Raw genomic sequence first — 16,176 nt, forward strand, 5'->3', positions numbered from 1 at the left:
TCCCGGTTCGCGAAATCGATCTTCGTGTAGATGCCCAGGTTCCCGATGATCCGCGTGATCGGATCCCAGGACATGTCCACGATCTGAGCGGGCTTACGCCCCGCCCGACGCACCTCGGTAGTCGCCATGTGAATTACTGCCCCTCACTGTTCGGGTTCCGGGAGTCGGTGGCGGTGTACGGCTCCAGCTCGTCGGGCCGGAAGTAGTGGAAGCGGCCGTACCAGGTGTGCAGTTCGGCCGCGGGGTCGTCGTCGAGGGTGACGGCGAGGTGCACACTGCCGTCCACGTCGTGGAAGACCGCGGCCACACGCGCGGTCCGTCCGGCCAGGAACATGTCCTGGGCGTCGGCGCCCCGGCCGCGCGGACGCAGTCGGACACGGCTGCCGCCTCCCACGGGAACGCCGTCGACGAGCACCGTCTCGGTGGTGGGGGAGAGGCCGTCGTCACCGCCCTCCTGCCACCAGGCGGGCCGCTCCGCGGAAAAGTCCCCCGGGGCGGCTGTGGCGGCGGGTGCGGCGGGGGCCGTGGGAGCCAGCGAGCGGATGGCGCCGTGCAGCCGGGAGAGGACCTCCGGCGGCATGCTGTCCACCCGGTCCAGGATCTCGGCGGCGCGCGGGTCGGTGGCGCGCGCCTCGCGCTTCTCCTCGTCGGTCAGGAGCATCGTCCGCAGCGTCAGGATCTCGTCGATCTCCGCCGCGTCGTGCAGGTCGCCCGGACTCTCGGGCGCCACCTGGGGACGGTCGGGCAGGATGATCGGCGCGGAGAGCAGCACGGGTCCGGTGGCGCCGTCCGGCGCCTGGGCGTGTTCCGCGGTGCCGGTGCCGTCGCCCGCGGCGGGCGGTTCGCCGCCGAGGACGGGGAAGGTGAACGCGTTGCGGCAGTCGCGGACGCGCTCCAGCAGGTCCGCGGGCGGGTCGGTCAGCGAGACGAACTCCACGTCCGTGCCGCCGACGAGGGTGTGCGTGGCGATGAGCGCCTGGCGCAGTGCCGCGTCACGCGGGACCCGCGGATCCGCCGCGTGCCCGGTGTTCTCGGTGCGCACGCGCAGCCGGACCAGTCCGTCCGCGAGACGTTCTGCCGTGAGCGTGGTGTCCGCCCGGATCTCCGCGCGCCGCCGTACGATCCGCCCGGCGCCCCCGGCCAGCGGCTCGCTCTCCTCGCCGCCCGCCGTTCCGACCGGGGCGGTGCACTTCCGCCGCAGCAGGTCCTCCAGCGGCACGACGAGGTCGGTCTCGCGCGGCACCGCCTCGTCGAAGGTCAGATGCGTCGTGCCGTCGCCGGTCCGCAGCGACTCCACGGGGTGGTGCCCGCCGTCCGGGCCGGTCTCCTCCACCTGCTTGTGCTGCGCCTGGAGGTAACGCACTCTGATCCACACCACGGCGTCGGGCCTGTGGTGCCTCAGCAGGCACTCGGTCTGCTGGTACCAGGAGTCGGCGGAGCCGGACACGCCGACCGTGACGGGTCCGTCGTGCTCCACCCAGTTGCGCGGCAACAGCACCCCGAACTGCCACCGGACGCGGTTCTTGGGGGAGGAGCGGCGGTACGGATAGAGCAGGTAGCCCTCGTAGAGGACGGCGTCGGCGACCGCGCCCACCTGCTCGAAGGGGCGCCCGCCGGAGCCGACCGGCACGGCACTGTCGCCGTCCGCGGCACCCTCGACCACAGCATCCGGCATCTGGCTCTCCTCCGACTCGCAGGTTCGCCATGCCTTCCACCACGCACCCACCGCTCACGCGCCATCTCCCCCTCCTGCCCAGCGCTGTTGGGCCGTCCGGGGGAGCGGCGGGCCCCCGGACGCGGACGTCCGCTCAGTCCGGCAGGCGTGGCACGCGCAGGGCCAGCAGGGCCACGTCGTCGTCGTAGCCGTCCTGGCGGCCGAGCAGCGCGTCGCACAGCGCGTCCAGCGGGGCGGAGGCCAGGGTGGCCGCATGGTCCGCCAGGTCCCGCAGACCGGCGTCGATGTCCCGGTCGCGGCGCTCGATCAGGCCGTCGGTGAACAGCAGCAGGGTGCTCTCCGGGGGCAGCGGCTGCCAGTGGTCGGGTCGGGGCAGGCCCGGTTCGACGCCGACCGGGATGCCGTGCGTGTCGGGAGCGAGACAGCGCGCCGTGCCGTCGGCGGTGATCAGCAGCGGCGGCGGATGCCCCGCGTTGGTCCAGCGCAGGGCGTACCCGGCGTCCGGTTCCCGCTCGATGCGGGCCAGGACCAGGGTGGCGGCCGGCGGATCGCTGAGGGCGGTCAGTGCCCGGTCGAGCCTGTCCACGATCATGCTGGGCGGCCCGCACCGGTCGAAGGCCAGGGCCCGCAGCATGTTGCGGATCTGCCCCATCATCGGCGCCGCCTCCACGTCGTGGCCGGTCACGTCACCGACGACGACAAGGACCGCCCCGTCGGGCAGCCCGAGGGCGTCGTACCAGTCACCACCGAGGTGGGGAAGCTCGGACGCCGGCTCGTAGCGGGCCTCCACCCGCAGCGGGGACAGGTCGGGCAGCACCGGCAGCAGACGGCGCTGGAACTGTTCGGCGGCCCGCTTGAGCCGTCCGTACAGGCGGGAGTTCTCGATGCTGACACTCGCGGCGCTGGCCAGCGCGGTCAGCAGGGCCTCGTCGGCGTCGGCGAAGGGTGTGCCGTCCTCCTTGTCGGCCAGGTAGAGGTTGCCGTAGACGGTGTCGCGCACGGTGAGCGGGACTCCGAGCAGGGTGGTCATGACCGGGTGGCCGTCCGGGAAGCCGACCGCGCGAGGATCGGCGGCGATGGCGTCGACCCGCAGCGGCTTGGGCTCCTCGATCAGCCTGCCCAGCAGTCCATGGCTCTGCGGGAGCCCGGACTCGGCCAGAAGCCGCTCGGCGTCGACGACGCCCACGGTGATCAGGTCGACGATCTCCCCGCCCTCGCCGAGCACGCCGAGGGCGCCGTAGCGCGCGGCGACGAGGTCGGTGCCCGCCTGCACCAGGTGCCGCAGCACGGAGCGGGTGTCCATGTCGGCGCTGATGGCCACGACCGCATCCAGCAGGCGGTGCAGCCTGCGGCGGTCCAGGCTGAGCTGCCGGATCTGGGCGCTGAGTTCCTCGAAGGCCTCACCACCCGGTGTCAGGCCGCTTCCCTGGACGGCGGCGTCCCCGTGGCCGGCCGTCTCTTCCGCTTCCGGGCACCATGGATCGTCCGACATGGGGCACCTCCCGGGCAGGGCCGGTGCTCGTCCTCACCGTCCGGGCCCGGCACGGCCACCTTACGCCGGGTGGGAGGGGGGTGGCTCCCTCCCACCGGTCACCAGCCGGAGGGGGAAAGCCCGAAGGCCGCGGCGTACCGGCGTACGCTACGGAACTGCCCAGCTCAGCTCCCCTCGTGAGGAAGAGTCACAGCGATGCAGAAGATCTCCCTCGACGCCCTCGCACGCGAGCTCCTCGAACGGGCCGAGGCGTCCTCGGCCGGCCGCAGCGCGGAGACCGTCTACGGCGGCCACGAGCACGTACTGCGCCAGACCCTCATCACCCTGCGCGCCGGCATGGCCCTGGCCGAGCACGACAACCCGGGCGAGGCGACCGTCCTGGTGCTGCGCGGACGGGTGCTGTTGCGCAGCGGCGACACGTCGTGGGAGGGCATGGCGGGGGACCTGCTCATCGTGCCGCAGGCCCGGCACAGCCTGGAGGCTCTGGAGGACTCCGCGGCCCTGCTGACGGTCACCAAGACGTCCTGACCCCGGCGGTCGCCCGCGGCGATCGGCGGATGGCCGCGTTCCATCGGCCTCGGCCCGGCGGTGCCGGGCCGAGGCGGAGCCGAACCCCCACAGCTCCCGTTATTTTTACGAATAGCACATGTAATAATGGGGGAATCGCCGGGGTGCCGGCGTGGCGGTGAGCGAGAACGAGAAGAGGACAGCCGTGGCACAGTCCTTCGAGGTCCACATCCGCAACACCACGACCGACCCGGCCGCCCTGGCCGAGGCCACGATCCTGGCCGCGCGGCGCCGCCTGCTCACCGCGCTGCGGTCCAAGACGGCGCTGCTGACCGAACTCCGTCTGGGCCGCGCCGACCGGGAGCGGGCACGAGCGGCCCTGACCGACTTCTGCACCGGCGAGGTGCGCCGCCACCTGGCCGCGGCCGACCAGGCGCTGTACGCACCGGCCGCGGGCGCGGTCGAGACCCGGCTGCTGATCAGGGCTCTACGGGCCACCGCGGCCGCTGTGGCCGCCCGGATCGACGCGCTCGCCTCGGCCGACGACGCGGACTCCGCGGACGGTGCCGCCCGCGACGTCACGAGCCTCCTCACCGTCCATCTCGCCGTCGAACAGGACGTGCTGCTGCCCGCGCTCGCCCTCCTGCCCGGCGCCGACCTGCCGCTCCTGACCGCGGACTTCGAGACCCTGCTCGAGGGCGGCCGGCTCGACCGGCCCGCCGTCGTCGACGTCACCTCGATCCCCCACGGCAGGCGCCACCCCCGCATCTTCGCCCGCTTCGCCCGCCTGGGGCCCGGCGAAGCGTTCACCCTGGTCAACAACCACGACCCCAAGCCGCTGCGCCGCGAGTTCGAAGCCACCCTTCCCGGCGTGTTCACCTGGGACTACCTCGAATCCGGACCCACGCGATGGCAGGTGCGCATCGGCCGGAGGGCTCCCGAGGTCCGACCCGCCTCGTCCGCCGCCGGGCGGAACGGCTCCCGGCGTCCGGGCAGGGGGGAGGACCCGTACCCCGGCCAGGACGTATAGCCCGTGGCCGCTGCGGGTACCCGAGCGGCGGCCGCGAGGAGATGAGGAGCGCGTGATGGCTCCCGCGAAGCAGAGGACGGCGACGTCCGCGCCTAACGGACGACGGGCGCCGGCCCGTGCCACCAAGCGGTACGACGCGGTGCCCGAACTCGATGGCGAACCCGACCTGCTCGGCCAGTACCTGCGCCAGATCGGGATGACACCACTGCTCGACGCGGAGGGCGAGGTGCGGCTCGCCCGGCGCATCGAAGCCGGTCTGCACGCCATGGCGGAACTGCGGCAGGCCGACGAGGACGGCCGTGAGCTCGCGCCGGAGCGCCGGCGGGAACTGGAGGCCGCCACGCGGGACGGTCAGGAGGCCAAGGACCACATGGTGCGGGCCAACCTCCGGCTCGTCGTGGCGATGGCCAAACGCCACGCCCACCGCGGGCTGCCGCTGCTCGACGTCATCCAGGAGGGCAACCTGGGCCTGATCCGGGCCGTGGAGAAGTTCGACCACACCAAGGGGTTCAAGTTCTCCACCTACGCCACCTGGTGGATCCGCCAGGCGATGGAGCGCGGCCTCGCCACGCACGCGCGTTCCGTGCGGCTGCCGATGCACGTCGTGGAGCAGTTGCAGAAGCTCGCCAAGATCGAACGCAAGTTGCAGCTGAGCCTCGAACACGAGCCGACCGTCGAGGAGGTCGCGCGTGAGAGCGGCCTCGCCGAGGACAGGGTCGTCTGGCTGCGCCGCGTCGGCCGGCAGGTGATCAGCCTGGACATGCCGGTGGACGACACCGGCGAGACGGTGGTCGGCGATCTCATCTCCGACACGGAGGTGTTGCAGGCCCCCGAGGTCGCCGAGTACCAGGCGCTGGCCGAGGAACTGCGGGAGGCCGTCGACACACTGGCGCCGCGCGAGGCTCTCATCCTCAGCCTGCGGTACGGCCTGCACGACGGGCACCAGCGCACCCTGAAGGAGGTCGCCCAGCACGTGGGCCTGACCCGTGAGCGTGTGCGCCAGCTGGAGAAGCAGTCGCTGGCCCAGCTGAGGGAACAGGAGCCGGGCGAACGGCTCCTGGCGTGGGCGAGCTGACGTGCCCGCGCAGAACGGTGCGCCCGGCACGATCACCGGGCGCACGGCTCCACTCCGACCGTCGCGGACCGAGGCGACGGCCGTCACCAGCGGTACCAGCGGCCTCTCCGGCCGCCGCCCGCGGGCCGTACGACGAAACCGAGCAGCCACAGCACGAGCACGATGATCGCGATCCACCACAGCGCCTTCAGGGCGAACCCGATGCCGAAGAGGACCAGAGCGAGCAGGAGAACCAGCAGCAAGGGAACCATGGATATCAACCTCCGGACACACCGGATGCCCGGCATGCGCAGGAAAACACCCCGGGAAATCCGGTGTTTCCACACCTGAGGCAGGGGAACTCGTGGATGCTGCCCGCGCCCCGGTCGGTGCCGGCCGGGCGCGGTCGGACACGGTGGTGCGGGGCCGTCCGGCGGCGTGGCGTTCCGGGAGGTGCGCACCGCGCGGTGAGGATGGCGTCCGGCATCGAGTCGGCTCGGGTGCGCGGATCCGGAGGCAGAGGTGACGGTGCGTCGTATCGGTCTGGTCGTCCACGGCGGGCGCGGTGAGGCCACGGCCGCCGCCCGCACCGTGCGCGAGTGGTGCGACGTGCACGGCGTGGGGTGCGCGGACATCGACGTGTGGCACGACGGAGAGCGGCGCAGCTCCCGGGAGGAGGTCGAGGCCGCGGGCGACCCGGACCTCATCGTCACCCTGGGCGGCGACGGCACGTTCCTGCGCGGCGCCCGGCTGGCCGCCGTGAACGACGCCATGGTCCTGGGCGTCGACCTCGGCCGGGTCGGTTTCCTCACGGAGGTGCCCGTCACGGTCGTACGTGCCGCGCTGGACGCCGTCGTCGCGGAGCGCCTCACGGTGGAGAGCCGGATGATGCTCACCCTGCGCGCCTCGCGCCGCCTGGAGGTGCCCGCCGACATCGAGGAGCTGATGAGCTACGGCCGCCGCCCGCTGCTGCCGCCACCGCGTGTCCGCGCCGACTGCCAGGCGGGCGGCGACTGGGGCATCGCGATGAACGTCACCGCGCTGAACGACGTCGTGGTGGAGAAGCTGGCCCGGGACCGGCAGGTGTCCGTCGGCGTCTACCTCGCGGGCCGGCTCCTGGCGTCCTATTCGGCCGACGCGCTGCTGGTCGCCACCCCCACCGGCTCCACGGCCTACAGCTTCGCCGCCGGGGGCCCGGTCGTCTCGCCCCGGGCGGACGCCCTCGTCTTCACCCCGGTCGCCCCGCACATGGCGTTCAACCGCTCGGTCGTGGCCGCGCCGGACGAACCGATCGGCATGCGCGTCCTGGAACGCTCGGGCCAGGCCGCCGTCAGTATCGACGGCCAGCTGCGCGGTGTCCTCGACCCCGGCGACTGGATCGGCGTCTACGCCTCCCCGCGCCGGCTGCGGGCCGTTCGGCTGGGCCCCACGGACTTCTACGGCCGTCTGCGCGACCGCATGAACCTCACCGACGCCCCGGCCGCGGTCGCCGACGGCACCCCGGCCCCCCTGTGGCCGGTGACGTCGCCCCGGCCGGCGGACCTCGACCACCTGGCCCTGCCGGCCCGCCCCGGCGACGCCTGGCAGGTCCCGTGATCCCGCGGCGAGCCGGCCGCCGCTGACCTGCCCGAGCCGGCGGGCGAGCTCGTCCGCGCACGGGTGCCGACCGGTACGAGCCCGCCGGGTGCCGGGCCGGTCGGCCGGGGCACGTCGGGGCGGCCGCGATGCCGTCAGGTCGACCGGACCGGCGCGGGCGGGCCGGTCCGGTCGCGCGGGTGGGCTGGTTCGCGTGTGCCTGAGGGGTGTGCCGGACTTGCGGGTTGGCGGCACATGCCCGGGCGGCCGGAACACCGTCGGTGTCAAGCCGGACGTGCGCGGGCGCCGACCGGCAGCGGAACCGTGGGCCTCCTGGCGGCGGAGTCGGCCGTACCGTCGTGCCGAGTCGTGCCCCAGGGGCCGGGTGCGGGCGGCCGGCCTCGGTCATGCCCCGTGTCGTTGCTCGGGGGCGGGCTCGGTGGGGAGGCGGTGGGCGGCCAGGGCGGCCAGGTCGTCGTCGAGGTTTCCGCCGCTGTAGGCGAGCAGGTCCGCGTGCAGGTGCGCCAGGAGCTCGCCGGGCGGGAGGCCGGCCCAGGGCCGGACGCGCTCGGCGAGCGGGTAGAAGGTGCCGGCGGGATCGCGGGTCTCGGTGACACCGTCGGTGTACAGCAGCAACTCGTCGCCGGGCCGAAAGGGCTCGACGTCCACGCGGTAGCCGCCGCCGAGCAGCCCACCGAGGTTGATGGGCGGCGAGGGCTCGGTCGCCTCCAGTTCGGTGACCCGGCCGCCGCTGACGAGCAGCGGAGGCGGGTGGCCGCAGTTGACGAGACGCACGACGTGCTCGTCGTCGGGGATCTCCGCGAACACCGCCGTCACGAAGCGCTCGGCCGCCTCCGCGCCGGGCAACTGCGCGGCATACCGGCTCATACTGCGCTCCATGCGCCGGGCCAGAGCCGCCAGATCGGGCTCGTCGGGCGCGGCCTCGCGGAAGGCTCCGAGCATGGTCGCGGCCGTCTCCACGGCGACCAGGCCCTTGCCGCGGACGTCGCCGATGAGCAGACGCACTCCGTGCGCGGTCGCCACCGCCTCGTACAGATCGCCGCCGATCTGCGCCTCGGCCGCCGCGGAGAGGTACAAGGTCTCCACGGAGACCTGGCCGAGACGATGGGGGACCGGGCGCAGCAGAACGCGCTGCGCGGTCTCCGCCACGGAACGCACCGTGGCGAGGGTGTGCTCCCGGCGCGCACGGTGCGCCGCGAGGATCGTGCCGAGGATGCCCACCACGAAGGTGCAGACGTAGTTGGCCACGTAGTGGCGGTCCCACAGATTGCCCACCGAACGGCCCGCACAGCACGGGGTGCCGGCCAGGACGCCCTCCAGGACGATGGCGAACACCGTGACGGCCGCGACCACTTTGGGGCCGTATCCGAAGGCGGCCACCAGCGGCAGGGCGGTGAGCACGAAGCTCACCGGCCACAGCGCCGGGGTGACCGGTTCGACGGCGAGGACCACCACGACGTAGAAGACCGGGAGCCAGCGCAGCCACAGAGGCTGGGCGGGCACCGGCGAGTGTTTCCTCGGCGTGCGCGGCGTACCGGTGCCCGCGTCCCTGCCGCGGCCGGGCCGCCTCACCGCTCGTCCCGGCGGTACCCGGGAGGCGGCGGGAGCGTGGCGGGGCCGGGCGGGCGCACGGCGGTGCGGCCCGGCTCCGGGCGACGGTCCTCGCGGAAACACTCAGGCGGCCTGTTCACAGGTACTCCCGGCGGGCTTGATCAAGACCACCAGCGTGCTGTGTCGCACCGTCACCGCCTCGGCATTGCTCCAGGCAAGGGCATGTCAGCGAGGCCGGGGGCCGCCGCGGACGGGGCACGACCGGGGCGCCCCGCGAGGCGCGCCCCGGTCGTGCGTGAAGTGCCCGGGCCCGGTTCAGGACGCCGTGCAGGCTCCCAGCGCCGGTGTGGAGTTGTTGCCGTTCTTCACCGCGGTGAAGCCGAAGCTGGTCGAGGCGCCCGCCGCGAGACTGCCGTTGTAGGAGGCGGCGCGCACGGTCATGACGTTGCCGCTGCTGTCCCAGGCGGCGGTGCCGTTCCACAGGCTGGCGACCTTCTGCGGCGGGGTGAAGGTGAGCGTCACGGTCCAGCCGTTGATCGGGGCGGAGCCCGCCTTCACGACGACCTCACCGTTGTAGCCGTCGTTCCAGTCCGAGGTCCTGGTGAAGGAGACCGTGCAGGAGGCGTTGCCGCCCGGGTTGCCGCCGCCACCGTCTCCGCCGCCGGTGCCCGAGCCGCCGAGCGCGGCGAGGGCCGCGTCGTACGCGGGCTTCTTCCCGTAGTTGGAGTCGAACAGCAGGGGAGTGCCGCTGCTGCGCCAGGAGTACTTGTCGGTGATCCCCCAGACGGTGAGGCCCGTGCAACGGGTCACCGCCAGGCAGGCCTTGACGACGTTCGAGTAGTTGTTGGCCTGGGCGGTGCCGGAGCCCTCGATGTCGAGCTCGGTGATCTGCACGTCCACCCCGAGGTCGGCGAAGCGCTGCAGATTGGCCTGGTAGTCGGACGGAACGGGGGAGGCGCTGTTGAAGTGGGACTGGAAGCCCACGCAGTCGATCGGCACGCCACGGGACTTGAAGTCCTTGACCATGGCGTAGACCGCGTTGCTCTTCGCGTTGACGCCGTCGGTGTTGTAGTCGTTGTAGCAGAGCTTGGCGTTCGGGTCGACGCTGCGGGCCGTGCGGAAGGCCTCCTCGAGGAAGCCGCTGCCGAGCTTGTCCGCGAACGGGGAGCTGCGCAGGGCCCCGCTGGAGCCGTCCTGGTACGCCTCGTTGACCACGTCCCAGGCGTAGATCTTGCCCTTGTAGTGCTGCATGACCTGGGTGATGTGGTTGTTCATCGCCGAGCGCAGGTCGGTGGCGGCCAGGCCGGACACCCAGGAGGGGAGCTGGGAGTGCCAGACCAGCGTGTGCCCGCGGACCTTCATGTTCAGGCCCTGCGCGTGGCTGACGATCTGGTCGGCGGCGCCGAAGGTGAAGGTGTTGCGGGTGCCCTCGGTGGCGTCCCACTTCATCTCGTTCTCGGGCGTCACCTGGTTGAACTCGCGGTCGAGCGTGCTGGCGTAGGCCGATTCACCGAGGTGGTTCGCGGCCACGGCGGCGCCGAAGTAACGGCCCTTTCCGGCCGCGGCGGACCCCAGTGTGTCGGCGGCCGCGGCGGTGTGCGACAGGGCCGTGACGGTGGAAGCGGCGAGCAGGACGGCCGTGAACGCCTGCGCCGCCCGTCTGGGCATGGGCATGCCATCTCCGTTTCTCGAAAGTTTCGCTGCTGAGGTCGAATGTGACGCGCAGGTTACGAACAGAACGGGAGCCGGTCAACGGTTCGCGCATGCCGTACTGAGGGATGGCCGAAGCTCGACCTCCCGCCGTCCCTTTGTGAGTTACGGGTGATCCCAGTGGTTGACGCGACTGTGCGGCACCTCTAGCGTGACGCGGCGCCTTCCCGAAATCGATTCGAAAGTTTCGAAGCAAAGGACGACGACATGCCCCGAACCCGAAGAAGGCCCGGACTCCGCACCTTGCTGACGGCCCTGCTCGCGGGTGTGACGCCCCTGCTCGCGGCACTCCTGCTGGCCGCGCCGAGCGCCCAGGCGGCCGTCCCTGACGGAGGTGACCGGGTTCGGCGCGAACCCGAGCAACCTGCGCATGTACGTGTACCGCCCGGACAGCGCGCCGGCCCGGCCCGCGGTGCTCGTGGCCGTGCACTACTGCACCGGCTCCGGGCCCGCGTTCTACTCGGGCACCGAGTTCGCCTCGCTGGCCGACCGCTACGGCTTCCTCGTCATCTACCCCTCGGCCACGCGCAGCGGCGGCTGCTTCGACGTGTCCTCGCCGCAGGCGCTCAAGCGCGGCGGCGGGAGCGACCCGGTCGGCATCATGTCGATGGTCACCTACGCCCAGCAGCGCTACGGGGCCGACCCGGCACGCGTCTTCGTCACCGGCGCCTCCTCGGGGGCGATGATGACCAACGTCCTGCTCGGCGACTACCCCGACGTGTTCAAGGCCGGCGCCGCCTTCATGGGCGTGCCCTTCGGCTGCTTCGCCACCACCGACGGCTCCGAGTGGAACAGCGCCTGCGCGAACGGCACCGTGATCAGGACACCCCAGCAGTGGGGCGACCTGGCCCGCGGCGCCTACCCCGGCTACAACGGCCCCCGGCCGCGCATGCAGGTGTGGCACGGCACCGAGGACACCACCCTGCGCTACCCGAACTTCGGTGAAGAGATCAAGCAGTGGACCGACGTCCTGGGCGTGAGTCAGACTCCCGCCTTCACCGATCACCCGCAGTCCACCTGGACCCGTACGCGCTACGGCGGCACCGGCACACAGGCACCCGTCGAGGCCGTCAGCATCCAGGGCACCGGGCACACCCTGCCGACCTCGGGCATGGCCGCCCGTGCCGTCTCCTTCTTCGGGCTGGACTCCACGACCACACCGCCGCCGACCGACCCGCCCACCACACCGCCGGCGGGTGCCTGCCGGGTGGCGTACACGACCAGCGCCTGGAACACCGGGCTCACCGCGTCCATCACGGTGACCAACACCGGCACCGCGCCGATCGACGGTTGGGCGCTGGCCTTCACCCTGCCGGCCGGACAGACCATCACCTCCGGCTGGAACGCCACCTTCTCCCCGACCAGCGGCGCCGTCACCGCCCGCAACGTCGCCTACAACTCCACCCTGGCCCCCGGAGCCTCCACCAACCTGGGCTTCCAGGCCAACCACACCGGAAACACCGGTAATCCGGCGTCCTTCACCCTCAACGGAGCCGCCTGCCAGGTGAATTGAGAAACCGGTCGTCATCCTCGCCGAACGGGCGGACACCCCCGCCCCACGGACGCGCCCCGGCGCCTCGAAACGGCCCTCGAAACGGCCGTAGGGGCAGCCGGGGCGCGGGGCGGCCGGGCTCGGTGGAGTCCGGCCGCCCCGTCCACGAACCCCTCGGCGCGGGTCAGCCGAGCTTTCCGGTGCGGGCGGACTGCCACAGGTCGACGCCGCCGTCGGTGGCGTACTCGTCGATCTCGGCCAGCTCCTCGGCGCTGAAGTCCATGCGGTCCAGCGCGGCCACGTTCTGCTCCAGCTGCTCCACCCGGGAGGCGCCGATCACCAAGGAGGTGACGCGCTCGTCGCGCAGCGCCCAGGCGAGCGCCATCTGGGCGAGGGTCTGCCCGCGGCGGGCCGCGATGTCGTTCAGGGCCCGCAGCCTGCGCAGCATGTCCTCGGACAGCCAGGCGGTGTCGAAGGAGGTGCCCTGCGCGGCCCGCGAATCCTCCGGCACGCCGTCGAGGTAGCGCCCGGTCAGCAGCCCCTGGGCCAGGGCGGTGAAACCGATGACGCCGAAGCCCTCCTCCTCCGCGGTCTCCAGCAGCCCCTCGGTCTCGATCCAGCGGTTGACCATGCTGTACGAGGGCTGGTGGATGAGCAGCGGGGTGCCCAGCTCGCGCAGGATGGCGGCGGCCTGCCGGCTGCGCTCGGCGTCGTAGGAGGAGATGCCGACGTACAGGGCCTTGCCCTGGCGGACGGCGGTGTCCAGCGCGCCCATCGTCTCCTCCAGCGGCGTGCTCGCGTCCAGCCGGTGGGAGTAGAAGACGTCGACGTAGTCCAGGCCCATGCGCTTCAGCGACTGGTCCAGCGAGGCGAGCAGGTACTTGCGGGAACCGCCGCCCTGGCCGTAGGGGCCGGGCCACATGTCCCAGCCCGCCTTGGTGGAGATCACCATCTCATCCCGGTACGGCGCGAGGTCCTGCTTCATCAGGCGACCGAAGTTGATCTCCGCCGAGCCGTAGGGCGGGCCGTAGTTGTTCGCCAGGTCGTGATGGGTGATGCCCAGGTCGAAGGCGCGCAGGGCGATCTCGCGCTGGGTCTCGAAGGGCCGGTCGTCGCCGAAGTTGTGCCAGTAGCCCAGGGACAGGACGGGCAGGTCGAGCCCCGAGCGGCCGGTGCGCCGGTAGCGCATGGTGCCGTCGTAACGCTCAGGATCCGCGACGTAGGTCATCGGGTGGTCTCCGGGTGGTGCGATGAAGGGGCGTCTCCCCGGGATCGAGGGGACGCCCCCACCTTGCTCCAGCATGATCCTGAAGTCCAACCGCTGCGTTCCATCGGACTCAGCGCCTGCGCTTCTGAATCGTTCGAACGGGGCCGCGGCTCAGGCGGCACGCGGCGGCGCGGTGAGGTGCTCGCCCAGCTGCTCCACGAGCTCGCTCATCGTGTGCCCGACGAGCCCGGCGTCGGCGTCCTCGGTGGTGAGCAACGCCAGATGCGCGCCCTCGCCGGCCTCGACGATGAACAGCACCCCTCCGTAGAACTCGGTCATCGCCGAGCGGACGCCGCCGGTGCCGTCGCCGAACTCGGTGGACGCGCCGTGCGACAGCGACTGGATGCCCGCGGCGATCGCGGCGAGCTGGTCGGCCTGGTCGGGGGTGAGTTCCGGGGTGCGGCACAGCTTCAGTCCGTCCCGGGACAGCACCAGCGCGTGCCGCGCGCCCGGGGTCCGCTCCAGCAGGCCCTCCAGGAGCCAGGTGAGCTTGTCGTCGGCGGTGGTCTGGCCGGTCATGAGGTGGTTCGCCTTCCGGGTGCTCGTACGGGTGGGAGTGCGGGGAGCCGGCCGCGTCGGCGGGGTGGCGGCGTCGAGCGCGGTCCGCCGGCTCGGGGCCGGCTCGGAGGCCTGGCACTCGCCAGTGACACGTGTTGCCCAACTGCCGGTCACTATACGAGTCTTGGCGATCATCTTGGCAAGCCCCGGGATGAATATCCCTGACGGCGCCGTTCAGCCGGTGGCCTGGGCCTGGACCATCCGGCCGAAGCGGTGAGCGGTGGGCGAGGCGGGGACACGGCGGATGGCGATCAGGGCCACGTCGTCGTCGAGGCGCCCGCCGGTGTGGCCGAGCAGGTCGCGCTGGACGTGGTGGAGCAGGGACTCCGGGGAACCGTCGGCCCACTGGGCCGTCCGCTCGACCAGCGGGTAGAAGACGCCGCGGCCGTCACGGGCCTCGACGGCCCCGTCGGTGTAGAGCAGCAGGGTGTCGCCGAGGCCGAAGGGCAGTACGTCGACGACGGAGCCGTTGGGGTCGGTCAGACCGACCCCGAGTGGCGGGGCGGGAGTGAGGTCCGGCATCACCACCGATCTGTCCGGTCTCAGCAGCAGCGGTGCCACATGGCCGCAACTGGTCAGCCGCACGACCGGCTCGTCGTCCGGGATCTCCAGCAGCAGAGTGGTGACGAAGCGCTCCCCAGCCTCCTCCTCGGGTTCGAAGTCGGAGAGGTAGCGGGTGATGCTCCGCTCCAGGGAGGCGGCGAGCGAGGGCAGGGCGGCGTGGTGATGGGCGGCCTCGCGGAAGGCGCCGAGCAGCAGGGCCGCCTCGCCGATGGCGGGCAGCCCCTTGCCGCGTACGTCGCCGATCATCACCCGGGCACCGCTGTCGGTGCGGGCGGCCGCGTAGAGGTCGCCGCCGATCGACGCCTCGTCCTCCGCGGCCAGGTAGAGAGAGGCGAGCTGAAGCGGGCCGATCCGGGTGGGCAGGGGCCACAGCAGCACCCGCTGCGCGGCTTCGGCGACGGACCGGACCTGGGCCAGCTCGCGCGAGCGGCGGTCGCGGACCGCGCACAGGGCCACGACCAGCAAGGAAAGCACCGCGAGGGCGATCATCTGCACGAACACTTCCCGCGACGGCAGGATGCCCAGCCGCCAGCCCGCGAACCCCTGGGCCGCCACCGCGGCGGCACCGATGACCCCTGTGATCCACGGTCCCTCGAACCAGGCGGTGATCGCGGGGGCTATCACCAGCAGCGGGCCGAGCACGATGTCGGAAGGGGCGACGATGTCGGACACGGTGATGAGGACGATGAGCGCGACCGGGATCAGCAACAGTATGTGACCCGACTGCCACCCCTGCGCCCGGTCGGCGAAACGCCCCTGCCAGGAACTCACGCCTACCACAGTGCACCGCTGCGGCAGGGGGTGCGAGCGCAGCCACCCGGTCCACGGGCCGGGCGCGACCCCTCGGCCGGCTGCCGCGGACGAGCCCCGCCGCCGCACGGCCGGGCGGCGGGGCCGCGCTGGTGAAAGCCCCGGGATGTCCCTGGCGCCCGGCGCCTGTTCGGGTGGCACCCGCCGCCCGGCGGCGGGGGATCGTGCGCGGTTGGAGCCGGGGGTGGCGTGCGTGGGCGGGGGTTCGGTTGCGGCGTCGGCGATGTGGGTCCGGGGGTCCGTCGTGCTCGTGTTCCTCGTCGCCGCGGCCTCGCCGATAGGGCCGGTGCCGAGGTGTCTGTCGGCCACTTGGGCGGCCATTGTGCCGCTACGCCGGCGGCGAGGGATCGTGCGCAGGTTGGACTCGGGGGAGGTCCTGGTGGGCGGGGGTTCCAATGCGGCGTCGGCGATGTGGGCCTGGCGGTCCGTCGCGCTCGTGCTCCTCGTCCCCGCGGCCTCGTCGGCACCGAGGTGTCCGTCGGCCACCTGGGTGGCCACCGTGCCGGTACCCGGCGGCCGTTGCCCGCTGCGCCCACGACCAGGCAGGCCGCGCGGGTCCCCGTCGGTACGCGGGCTCATCGAGGCCGGACCCTGCCCCGCGGGGTGAGGCAGACGCCCCCGGCACCTGTGGTCGTGGCGCGGGCCGGAAGGGCCTCGTGGGAGCGGACGGCGGCGTTTCGCGCGGCTGGATCCACCACGCCCGTGGCGGTCACCGGTGTGCCCGCCGCACCGGCGACCCGGTTGGCGTGACCGCTCGGGTGGCCGGCCGCACACCCCGCCGCACCGGCGACCCGGTTGGCGTGACCGCTCGGGTGGCCGGCCGCACACCCCGCCGCACCGGCGACCCGGTTGGCGTGACCGCTCGGGTGG

Annotated in this window: 12 protein-coding genes and 2 pseudogenes; 5 read left to right on the plus strand and 9 right to left on the minus strand. The window is 72.7% G+C overall.

The genetic code is table 11. From position 1 onward, the window contains the following. Nucleotides 1-133 precede the first annotated feature (133 nt). Complete coding sequence (locus tag ACIQMV_RS38380; RefSeq protein ID WP_402597738.1) at nt 134-1,675, minus strand: hypothetical protein; 1,542 nt, start codon at nt 1,673-1,675, stop codon at nt 134-136. A gap of 133 nt (nt 1,676-1,808) precedes the next feature. Next, nucleotides 1,809-3,167, minus strand: a complete 1,359-nt coding sequence (locus tag ACIQMV_RS38385) for a PP2C family protein-serine/threonine phosphatase (protein ID WP_141367166.1) — start codon at nt 3,165-3,167, stop codon at nt 1,809-1,811. A gap of 195 nt (nt 3,168-3,362) precedes the next feature. Here ACIQMV_RS38385 and ACIQMV_RS38390 point away from each other — a divergent pair, with 195 nt between their 5' ends. The 3 genes from ACIQMV_RS38390 to ACIQMV_RS38400 all read left to right on the plus strand — a co-directional run bounded on the left by ACIQMV_RS38390 (nt 3,363) and on the right by ACIQMV_RS38400 (nt 5,779). After that, the gene (locus ACIQMV_RS38390) at nt 3,363-3,695 is read left to right on the plus strand and encodes a cupin domain-containing protein (RefSeq protein WP_402597740.1); all 333 of its coding nucleotides are present in this window, start codon (nt 3,363-3,365) and stop codon (nt 3,693-3,695) included. A 157-nt stretch (nt 3,696-3,852) separates the two neighbouring features. After that, the gene (locus tag ACIQMV_RS38395; RefSeq protein WP_402597741.1) at nt 3,853-4,704 is read left to right on the plus strand and encodes a DUF2249 domain-containing protein; all 852 of its coding nucleotides are present in this window, start codon (nt 3,853-3,855) and stop codon (nt 4,702-4,704) included. A 55-nt stretch (nt 4,705-4,759) separates the two neighbouring features. Further along, nucleotides 4,760-5,779 (plus strand): sigma-70 family RNA polymerase sigma factor, encoded by a 1,020-nt coding sequence (locus ACIQMV_RS38400; protein ID WP_402597742.1) that lies wholly within the window; start codon nt 4,760-4,762, stop codon nt 5,777-5,779. Nucleotides 5,780-5,862: 83 nt separating this feature from the next. Here ACIQMV_RS38400 and ACIQMV_RS38405 read toward each other — a convergent pair whose 3' ends face one another. Continuing rightward, complete coding sequence (locus tag ACIQMV_RS38405; RefSeq protein ID WP_141367172.1) at nt 5,863-6,030, minus strand: hydrophobic protein; 168 nt, start codon at nt 6,028-6,030, stop codon at nt 5,863-5,865. A 250-nt stretch (nt 6,031-6,280) separates the two neighbouring features. Here ACIQMV_RS38405 and ACIQMV_RS38410 point away from each other — a divergent pair, with 250 nt between their 5' ends. Then, nucleotides 6,281-7,354 carry an NAD(+)/NADH kinase gene (locus ACIQMV_RS38410; protein WP_141367174.1) on the plus strand — a complete coding sequence of 358 codons (1,074 nt, stop codon included), beginning with the start codon at nt 6,281-6,283 and terminating at the stop codon, nt 7,352-7,354. Nucleotides 7,355-7,738: 384 nt separating this feature from the next. On the opposite strand, the gene ACIQMV_RS38415 is transcribed toward ACIQMV_RS38410, so the two are convergent. Next, nucleotides 7,739-8,857: a PP2C family protein-serine/threonine phosphatase gene (locus tag ACIQMV_RS38415; protein ID WP_401782643.1), complete on the minus strand. Its 1,119-nt coding sequence runs from the start codon at nt 8,855-8,857 to the stop codon at nt 7,739-7,741. Nucleotides 8,858-9,220: 363 nt separating this feature from the next. After that, the gene (locus tag ACIQMV_RS38420) at nt 9,221-10,579 is read right to left on the minus strand and encodes an endo-1,4-beta-xylanase (RefSeq protein ID WP_401782645.1); all 1,359 of its coding nucleotides are present in this window, start codon (nt 10,577-10,579) and stop codon (nt 9,221-9,223) included. Nucleotides 10,580-10,822: 243 nt separating this feature from the next. Here ACIQMV_RS38420 and ACIQMV_RS38425 point away from each other — a divergent pair. After that, nucleotides 10,823-12,128 (plus strand): annotated as a pseudogene (locus ACIQMV_RS38425) (PHB depolymerase family esterase). A gap of 163 nt (nt 12,129-12,291) precedes the next feature. Here the strand turns inward: ACIQMV_RS38425 and mgrA are convergent. The 4 genes and pseudogenes from mgrA to ACIQMV_RS38445 all read right to left on the minus strand — a co-directional run. Beyond that, on the minus strand, nt 12,292-13,335 hold the full coding sequence (gene mgrA / locus ACIQMV_RS38430; RefSeq protein WP_225080865.1) for an L-glyceraldehyde 3-phosphate reductase: 1,044 nt from the start codon (nt 13,333-13,335) through the stop codon (nt 12,292-12,294). 150 nt (nt 13,336-13,485) lie between these two features. Then, the gene (locus tag ACIQMV_RS38435) at nt 13,486-13,893 is read right to left on the minus strand and encodes a roadblock/LC7 domain-containing protein (protein ID WP_141367182.1); all 408 of its coding nucleotides are present in this window, start codon (nt 13,891-13,893) and stop codon (nt 13,486-13,488) included. Between the two features lie 213 nt (nt 13,894-14,106). Continuing rightward, nucleotides 14,107-15,267 carry a PP2C family protein-serine/threonine phosphatase gene (locus ACIQMV_RS38440; RefSeq protein WP_402597744.1) on the minus strand — a complete coding sequence of 387 codons (1,161 nt, stop codon included), beginning with the start codon at nt 15,265-15,267 and terminating at the stop codon, nt 14,107-14,109. 614 nt (nt 15,268-15,881) lie between these two features. After that, a pseudogene (locus tag ACIQMV_RS38445) lies at nt 15,882-16,176 on the minus strand (hypothetical protein); the annotation flags it as partial.

Source organism: Streptomyces sp. NPDC091412, from assembly GCF_044756885.1.
Lineage (GTDB): Bacteria > Actinomycetota > Actinomycetes > Streptomycetales > Streptomycetaceae > Streptomyces.

Excerpts from the sequence above, each read along its gene's own strand:
- mgrA (WP_225080865.1), bottom strand. The coding sequence starts at position 13,335 with ATGACCTACGTCGCGGATCCTGAGCGTTACGACGGCACCATGCGCTAC.
- ACIQMV_RS38400 (WP_402597742.1), top strand. The coding sequence starts at position 4,760 with ATGGCTCCCGCGAAGCAGAGGACGGCGACGTCCGCGCCTAACGGACGA.
- ACIQMV_RS38435 (WP_141367182.1), bottom strand. The coding sequence starts at position 13,893 with ATGACCGGCCAGACCACCGCCGACGACAAGCTCACCTGGCTCCTGGAG.
- ACIQMV_RS38405 (WP_141367172.1), bottom strand. The coding sequence starts at position 6,030 with ATGGTTCCCTTGCTGCTGGTTCTCCTGCTCGCTCTGGTCCTCTTCGGC.
- ACIQMV_RS38385 (WP_141367166.1), bottom strand. The coding sequence starts at position 3,167 with ATGTCGGACGATCCATGGTGCCCGGAAGCGGAAGAGACGGCCGGCCAC.
- ACIQMV_RS38420 (WP_401782645.1), bottom strand. The coding sequence starts at position 10,579 with ATGCCCATGCCCAGACGGGCGGCGCAGGCGTTCACGGCCGTCCTGCTC.
- ACIQMV_RS38380 (WP_402597738.1), bottom strand. The coding sequence starts at position 1,675 with ATGCCGGATGCTGTGGTCGAGGGTGCCGCGGACGGCGACAGTGCCGTG.
- ACIQMV_RS38390 (WP_402597740.1), top strand. The coding sequence starts at position 3,363 with ATGCAGAAGATCTCCCTCGACGCCCTCGCACGCGAGCTCCTCGAACGG.